Raw genomic sequence first — 2316 nt, 5'->3', positions numbered from 1 at the left:
TCTTATCGATTTCTTCTCGCTGAGCTAATTCAATTTGTTCAGCTTCCTCTTCCGTTTCTTCTTTTAAGGTTTCTTTAATCAATGTTTTTTCTACAATGCGATAAGCATACTTCAAACTCAGCTGATTCTCATCAGGAAGTGGTTGAAATTTGGCAAACTTAGCCAAGTCAGCTCGTTCAAGAATCACTTTCAAGTCAGAAATCAAATCCTTATGCATGATGTCCTCAGAAATAACATCCAGAGTCTCCTCAGTAGTCGATTCCAGAGTTGCTAAACCAAAACGTTCGTCAAGATAGTTACGAACAGCATCAGTAAGATCTGAATGATATTGCTTAATATGTCCTGTTTGCCAGAGTTTTTGACTGTCTATTTCCTCGAGTTTTCTTAGAGCAATAACATGAGCAGGTTCGGCAGGAACCACAGCTTTGAATAATGGCTGATTGCGCTTGTATCTGCGGTAGAAATAATAAGCAGCAAAAAGAATGGCAATAAATATTAAACCACCACCAGCCCAGGGCGCAACTTCAGCAAATGATACCGGTGTATGAATCGGCATCGCGATATCGAAATTGGCTTTTGTGGTATCAATATCAAAACTACGTACGCCCAATTGCATGGTATCGGTACGAATAATGTTATTGATATTTTCTCCATTCAGTTTAAAAACGAAGGGAGGAATCTTATGAACGCCACCATCAAAAGAAGTAATTAGAAATCTTTTATTAATCTTCAGACTACCATCTTTTTTCTTTGTGGTATCCAAGGGCCACTGACGTATAACTTCAACGTTCTTAGTGATACTATCTGTGAAAACAGGAAATCCAACTGTAATACCTTTAGGCTGATCAACAGAAAGTTTCAAGTTGATCTGATCGCCAATGGAGATTACATTGGTATCCAATGCTACACGAACTTTAAAGCCATCTTCATTCTCTTGTGCCATCGCTGGATTTAATAGCAAGGCAAAACTTAGAAGTAAGAAGCTTCTTTGGAATTGTTTTTTTATTGTTTGTAATCCTATCATCTTATTAAATTACGAATGAGTAATTAATAATTATTTTAAAAGTCTTATAGATCAAAAATGTCTAAAGGTCCAAATATCAAATTGTCTGAGTATGTAGATCTAACATCTTAGTTGTTAATCAATTTTAGCAATTCAACCATTTATCAATTTCACGATTAATAACAAATCATTAATTGCTAATCGTAAATTGATAATTGTTTAGGCTCTTCGTTTAAATAGGGCAATTAACGATCGCACATAGTCCTGGTCGGTTCTGATATTTGCCACATCGACACCTGAACGTTTGAAAATCTCTTCAACTTTTGATTGATTCTGTCTCCACCATTTAGCATGAGCGTTTCTTACCTTAGAACTTGAGGTGTCAACCCATTGGTATTCGCGGGTCTCAGCATCGAGCATTCTAACAAGTCCGATCGAAGGCAATTCCTCCTCTCGCTTATCGTAAATTTTAAGAGCGACCACATCGTGCTTGTTGTTGGCAATACTTAAGGACTTTTCAAAGTCATTATCGTCGATAAAATCGGATATCACGAAAGTGGTACAACGCTTCTTGATAGCTTTAGTCAGGTAGCGAAGAGCATTGTTAATATCAGTTTTACGATGTTCGGGTTTAAAATCGATTAATTCACGAATGATTCGTAGAATATGCGACTTTCCTTTTTTAGGCGGAATAAACTTTTCTATGATATCCGAAAAGAAAAGGACACCAATTTTATCGTTGTTTTGAATAGCCGAAAAAGCAAGTACCGCTGCAATCTCAGTAATCTGATTTTTTTTGAGTTTCGACATGGTTCCAAACTCACGGGAACCACTTACGTCAATCATCAGCATCACGGTCATTTCTCGCTCTTCTTCGAAAAGCTTAACGAAAGGGGTGTTGTAACGAGCCGTTACATTCCAGTCGATATTACGAATGTCGTCGCCGTATTGGTATTCGCGAACCTCGCTAAAGGTCATACCTCGTCCTTTAAATGCAGAGTGGTATTCTCCAGCAAATATATTTCGAGATAAACCCTTGGTTTTGATCTCGATTTTTCGAACTTTTTTTAATAATTCACTAGTCTCCATAGTTAATTACGAATTGATAATTACGAATTAATAATTAAGTCGTTGAGTTTAAGAATTACGTGAAAAAATTTCAATCGTAATTCTTAATTCCTCATTCGTAATTGCTACGGTACTTCAACAGTATTCAAAATTTCAGAAATGATATGCTCACTTGTGATGTTGTTTGCTTCAGCCTCATAAGTTAAACCAATACGATGGCGAAGTACATCGTGACAAACAGCACG

Annotated in this window: 2 protein-coding genes and 1 pseudogene; all 3 read right to left on the bottom strand. The window is 36.7% G+C overall.

Translation table 11 applies throughout. From position 1 onward, the window contains the following. On the bottom strand, positions 1–943 hold a 943-nt coding region (locus ABY905_RS16545), incomplete at its 3' end, for a hypothetical protein (protein WP_372645876.1). A gap of 279 nt (positions 944–1222) precedes the next feature. After that, on the bottom strand, positions 1223–2092 hold the full coding sequence (locus ABY905_RS16540) for a DUF58 domain-containing protein (protein ID WP_372645874.1): 870 nt from the start codon (positions 2090–2092) through the stop codon (positions 1223–1225). 104 nt (positions 2093–2196) lie between these two features. Then, a pseudogene (locus ABY905_RS16535) lies at positions 2197–2316 on the bottom strand (ATPase); the annotation flags it as partial.

The organism is Ancylomarina sp., from assembly GCF_041555295.1.
In the GTDB taxonomy this organism is placed as follows: Bacteria; Bacteroidota; Bacteroidia; order Bacteroidales; family Marinifilaceae; genus Ancylomarina.
The sequence above is the reverse complement of the archived record's forward strand: the minus strand, read 5'-3'. Positions and strand labels throughout refer to the sequence as shown.

Bases quoted from the DNA above. Each gene is read 5' to 3' on its own strand.
- ABY905_RS16540 (WP_372645874.1), bottom strand. From the start codon at position 2,092: ATGGAGACTAGTGAATTATTAAAAAAAGTTCGAAAAATCGAGATCAAA.